Origin of the sequence: Longimicrobium sp. (assembly GCF_036280135.1) — a bacterium.
Classification (GTDB): domain Bacteria; phylum Gemmatimonadota; class Gemmatimonadetes; order Longimicrobiales; family Longimicrobiaceae; genus Longimicrobium.
Map to the genome: position 1 here is coordinate 1 of NZ_DASURI010000057.1, position 5,074 is coordinate 5,074.

General features: G+C 73.9%; 1 protein-coding gene. It reads left to right on the forward strand.

What is annotated here, in order from left to right; genetic code table 11:
- Positions 1-306 precede the first annotated feature (306 nt).
- The gene (locus VFZ20_RS01945) at positions 307-5,016 is read left to right on the forward strand and encodes a non-ribosomal peptide synthetase (protein ID WP_329682131.1); all 4,710 of its coding nucleotides are present in this window, start codon (positions 307-309) and stop codon (positions 5,014-5,016) included.
- Positions 5,017-5,074: the final 58 nt, after the last annotated feature.

Below are 5,074 nucleotides of genomic sequence, written 5' to 3' on the forward strand. Positions count from 1 at the left end.
CCCCCGCGACAGCGGGGGCAGGGGGCGGGGGGAGGGGGCCTCTTGGCGGGCCGGCAGACTCCCCGCCGTCGTGCAGGATTTGTGATCCCCCTTCCCCCATTCTGTTCATGGGGGAAGGGCAGGGGATGGGGGGCGCGCCGCTGCCGGCGAGGGCCGTCCCATCCGGATGAAAGGCAGTTCAACCTCCCCCAGCGTTTTAGGGGAGGTGCGAGCCTGGGCGAGCGGAGGGGGCGCCGCTGGGGCTTCGCCGGAGTGCACGAGTGCCGGTGCGGATTCTTTCCAATCTCTTCCGAGCGATAGACAACGATGGACGCTGATACCTCCGCGCGCTCGCGCGACCGGCTTTCCGAGGCCAAGCGCCTCCTCCTGGAAAAGCGCATCCGGGGACAGGCCAAGCCCGTCGAGTCCCGCAACGTCATCCGGCGCCGCGGCGGCGGGCCCGCGTACCCCATGTCGTGGGCCCAGGAGCGCCTGTGGTTCCTGGACCAGGTGGAGCCCGGCCGCTCCGTCTACAACCTTCCCGGCGCCTCGCTCGTCTCCGCCCGCGTGGACATCCCCACGCTGGAGCGCGCCTTCAGCGAGGTGCTGCGCCGGCACGAGGCCCTGCGCACCGTCTTTCGCCTGGTGGACGGCGAGCCGCGGCAGATCGTGCAGCCGCCGTGGGACTTCAAGGTGGAGATGTGCGACATCCGCGGTCCCCACGGCGAAGCCGCCGACGAGGCCGCCATCCGCCGCACCATCAGCCAGCTGGGGGCCATCCCCTTTGACCTGGCCAACGGCCCGCTCGTGCGCGTGCACCTGGTGCGCGTGAGCGACGCCGACTTCGCGCTGCTGTGCAACGTGCACCACATCGTCACGGACGGGTGGAGCATGCCCATCCTCATGCGCGAGATGACGGAGATCTACGAGGCGTACGCCCGCGGGCTGCCCTCGCCCCTGCCCGAGCTGGCCGTGCAGTACGCCGACTACAGCGCCTGGCAGCGCGAGTTCCTCACGGGCGACACCCTGCGGCAGCAGGTGGACTACTGGCGCGACCACCTGCAGGGCGCGCCCACCCTGGAGCTGCCCACGGACCGGCCCCGCCCGCCCGTGCTTACCTACCGCGGCAACATCTACCGCTTCGTGTGGCCCGGGTCGCTCGCCGACCGCGTCCGCGCCGTGGCCGTGGACACGGGCTCGTCCATGAACATGGTGATCATGGCGAGCTTCTACCTCATGCTGCACCAGTACAGTGGCCAGGACGACCTCGTCGTGGGCACGCTGCTGGGCAACCGCAACCGGGCCGAGACGGAGCCCATCATCGGCTTCTTCGTGAACTCGGCGCCCATCCGGGCCCGGCTGGCGGAGCGGATGACCTTTCGCGAGCTCATCCGGCAGGTGCGCACGGCCGTGCTCAACGCCGACGCGCACCAGGACCTGCCGTTCGACAAGATGCTGGACGAGCTCAAGGTGGAGCGCGACCCCGCGCGCAACCCGCTCTTCCAGGTGATGTACTTCCATCACACCTTCGTCAAGGACAAGCACCACAAGGAAGACTCGGAGTTCGCGTCGGAGCTCAACCTGCGCGCCGTGTTCCAGGAGTCGGGGGTGACGCTGGTGGACACCGAGGCCACCAAGTTCGACCTCACCTTCGCCACGCTGGAGATGGGCGGCGGGCTCGCCAACATGTGCGAGTACAGCAGCGACCTGTGGGACGAGGAGACCATGGCGCGGATGATGGAGCACACGCGCGTGCTCCTGGAGCGCGCCTGCGCCCGCCCCGACGCCCTCCTGGCCGAGCTGTCGCACGTCTCCGACGCCGAGCGCGAGACCCTGCTGGCCTGGGGCACCAACGACCACGGCGCGGACCGCGTCTCCACCCTCGTGGCCGAGCTGGACGCGCGCGCCGACGCCGCGCCCGAAGCCGCCGCCGTGGAGTACGCCGACGCGGCGCTGACGTACGCGGAGCTGCGCGCCCGCGCCGACGCCGTCGCGCGGCGGCTGCACGGGCTGGGCGTGCGCGCCGGCGACCGCGTGGGCGTGGCCACCGACGCGTCCGCCGCCATGGTGGCCGCCATCGCTGGCATCCTGCGCGCGGGCGCGGCCGTCGTGCCGCTGGACCCCGAGTATCCGGCGGACCGCCTGGCGTTCATGGTGCGCGACAGCGGCGCCCGCTTTGTCCTGGCGCCCGCGGACCGCGCGGAGACGGACTTCGGCGGGGCGCGCACGCTCGTCATCGGCCAGGAGGACGGGGCGGATGACGCGTCCGCCGCGCTGCCGGCCGTGGGGGCGGACGACGTGGCGTACGTCATCTACACCTCCGGCTCCACCGGCACCCCCAAGGCCGTGCTGACGACGCACGGGGCCCTCGTCCGCACCTTCGCGGGCGCGGACTACCTGGAGATCCGCCCCGGCGACCGGGTGATGCAGGGCGCGGGGCTCTCCTTTGACGCGGCCGTCTTCGAGGTGTGGGCGCCGCTCGTGAACGGCGCCACCGTCGTGGGCGTCGAGCGCGACGTGCTGCTGTCGCCGCCGGACTTCGCGCGGGCCCTGCGCGAGCGGCGCATCGAGATCGCCTTTCTCACCACGCAGCTGTTCAACCGCCACCTGCGCGAGGTGCCGGGCGTGTTCGCCGGGCTGCGGGCCGTGCTGTTCGGCGGCGAGCAGGTGGACGCGGGGGCCGTGCGCGCCTGCCTGGAGCACGGCGCGCCGGGCCGGCTGCTGCACATGTACGGCCCCACGGAGACGGCGGTCTTCGCCACGGCGCACGCGGTGGAGTCCGTCGCCCCCGACGCCGTGACGGTGCCCATCGGCGGGCCCATCGGGGCCACGCGGCTGTACGTGGTGAACGAGCGGGGCACGCTGTGCGGCACGGGCGTGCCCGGCGAGCTGTGCATCGGCGGCGGGCGCGTGGCGGCCGGCTACCTGGACCGGCCGGAGCTCACGGCCGAGCGCTTCGTGGCGGACCCGTTCGCCGGCGGCGACGCGCGCATGTACCGCACGGGCGACCGCGTGCGCTGGCTGCGCGACGGCGTGCTGGAGTTCCTGGGCCGCGCGGACGCGCAGGTCAAGGTGCGCGGCTTCCGCATCGAGCCGGGCGAGGTGGAGGCGGCGCTCCGCGAGCACCCGTCCGTGCGCGACTGCGTCGTCGTGGCCCGCGAGGACGGCGGCGAGCGCCGTCTCATCGCCTACGTCGTGGGCGAGGGAGTGGACGGGGAGGACTTCCGCGCGCACCTCAAGCCGCGGCTGCCGGACTACATGGTGCCGTCGGCCTTCGTGCCGCTGGATGCCATCCCCCTCACGCCCAACGGCAAGCTGGACCGCCGCGCCCTCCCCGCGCCGGAGCCGGGCGCCGCGCGCTCGGCCGACGCGTACGTGGAGCCCCGCACGCACGCCGAGCGCGTGATGGCGCAGCTGTGGGCCGAGGTGCTGCGGCTGGAGCGCGTGGGCATCCACGACAACTTCTTTGCCCTGGGCGGCGACTCCATCCTCTCCATCCAGATCATCGCGCGGGCGGCGCAGCTGGGCGTGCGCGTGACGCCCAAGCAGATGTTCGTCCACCAGACCATCGCCGACCTGGCGGCCGTGGCCACGGACGCGGGCCCGCAGGCGGAGCAGGGCCCCGTGACGGGCGACGTGCCGCTCACGCCCGTGCAGCACTGGTTCTTTGACCAGCAGCACCCGGACGTGGCCTGGTTCAACCTGTCGCTGCTGTTCGACGCGCCGGGCGGGCTGGACGCGGACGCGCTGCAGGCGGCGGCCGACGCCGTCCTGGCGCACCACGACGCCCTGCGGATGCGCTACACGCGCACGGCGGAGGGCTGGGCGCAGCACATCCCCGCGCCGCACGCGGCCGCCGTGGACCGCATCGACCTGTCGACGGTGGACGCGGACGGGCGCGAGGCGGCGTTCACGCGGGCGGCGGAGGGCGTGCAGCGCGGGCTGGACCTGGAGCACGGCCCCCTGTTCCGCATCGCCCTCTTCGACCTGGGCGACGCGCCCCAGCGGGTGCTCGTCGCGGCGCACCACCTGGTGGTGGACGCCGTCTCGTGGCAGTTCGTGGCGGCGGACCTGGACACGGCCTACCGCCAGGCCGCGGCGGGCGAGCCCATCGCCCTGCCGTCCAAGTCCACGTCGTTCAAGGCGTGGGCGGAGCGGCTGGCGGAGCACGCCGTGAGCGACGAGGCGCGCGGGGAGCTGGCGTTCTGGACGGGGCAGGCCCAGGCCGGCTTCGCGCCCCTTCCCACGGACCACGCGGGCGGATCGAACACGCAGGGCGAGGCGGGCTACGTGACGGCCGCGCTGGACGAGGCCGAGACGCGGGCCCTGCTGACGGACGTGCCGCCCGTCTACAACACGCAGGTGAACGACGTGCTGCTGGCGGGGCTGGCGCGGGCGTTCCGCGGCTGGACGGGGGCGGACGCCCTGTGGGTGGACCTGGAGGGCCACGGCCGCGAGGAGCTGTTCGAGGGCGTGGACGTGTCGCGGACGGCCGGCTGGTTCACGGCCATCCATCCCCTGCGCCTGGACGCGCCCGCCCAGCCCGGCGACGCCCTGCGGACGGCCAAGGAGCAGCTGCGGGCCGTGCCCCGCAAGGGCGTTGGATTCGGCCTGCTGCGGTGGATGGGGGACGACGCCACGCGGGCCGCGCTGGCCGCGCTGCCCGTGCCGCAGGTGGCGTTCAACTACCTGGGGCAGATGGACGGCGGCGTGGCGGCCGCCCCCGCGGGCGACGCGCGGATGGCGCCGTCCGCCGGGGACTCGGGGGCCCTGCGCGCGCCGTCGGCGCCGCGGACGCACCTGCTGTCCATCGACGCCATGGTGCTGGGCGGCCGGCTGTCGGTGACGTGGACGTACGCGCCCAGCGTGCACGACCGCGCCACGGTGGAGCGGCTGGCCGAGGGCTTCCTGGGGGCGCTGCGCGAGCTGGTGGCGCACTGCCGCGATCCGCAGGCGGGCGGCTACACGCCGTCGGACTTCGCCCTGTCGGGGCTGGACCAGGACGGGCTGGACGCGCTGCTGTCGCAGCTGGGCTGAGGGAGCCCTCACCCGCTCGCGTAGGCTCGCACCCTCTCCCGCAAACTGCGCGGGAGAG